Source organism: Vibrio sp. 1978 (genome assembly GCF_033344345.1).
The window spans coordinates 1-555 of record NZ_JAWPOP010000859.1 but is presented as its reverse complement, the minus strand read 5'-3'; the positions used below and the strand labels follow the sequence as shown (position 1 = coordinate 555).

1 protein-coding gene is annotated in these 555 nt (G+C 48.8%); it reads left to right on the top strand.

What is annotated here, in order from left to right; translation table 11 throughout:
* Positions 1-555, top strand: a 555-nt coding sequence (gene proB / locus R8N49_RS29520; RefSeq protein ID WP_318190746.1) for a glutamate 5-kinase, incomplete at both ends; no start/stop codon positions are given.

Genomic DNA, 555 nt, shown 5'->3' with positions numbered 1-555 from the left:
GAAAATGATGCAGTAGCCACCAGTGAAATCAAAGTCGGCGACAATGACAACCTATCGGCTTTAGTGGGTATTTTGTGTGGTGCAGATAAGTTATTGCTACTGACAGACCAAAAAGGTCTGTTTACTGCAGACCCACGCAAAGATCCGAATGCAGAGCTGATCAAAGAAGTTAAAACCATTGATGACACGTTGCGTAAAATTGCTGGCGGCAGCGGTACAACACTCGGTACGGGTGGTATGGCGACGAAACTTCAAGCAGCCGACATCGCACGTCGCGCGGGTATTGAAGTTATTATCGCAGCAGGTAGCGCGCCAAACGTAATTTTTGACTCGTTGAGCACGGAGCCTCAAGGTACGCGTTTCCTACCTTGTTCAGAAGCATTGGAAAACCGTAAGCGTTGGATCCTCGCTGGTCCTGCAGCATCGGGTGATATTATCATCGATGATGGTGCGGTAAATGCGGTTGTAGGTAAAGGCAGCAGCTTGCTAGCAAAAGGGGTCATCAAGGTGAGCGGTGATTTTGCCCGTGGTGAAGTTGCTCGCGTAACAAATTCT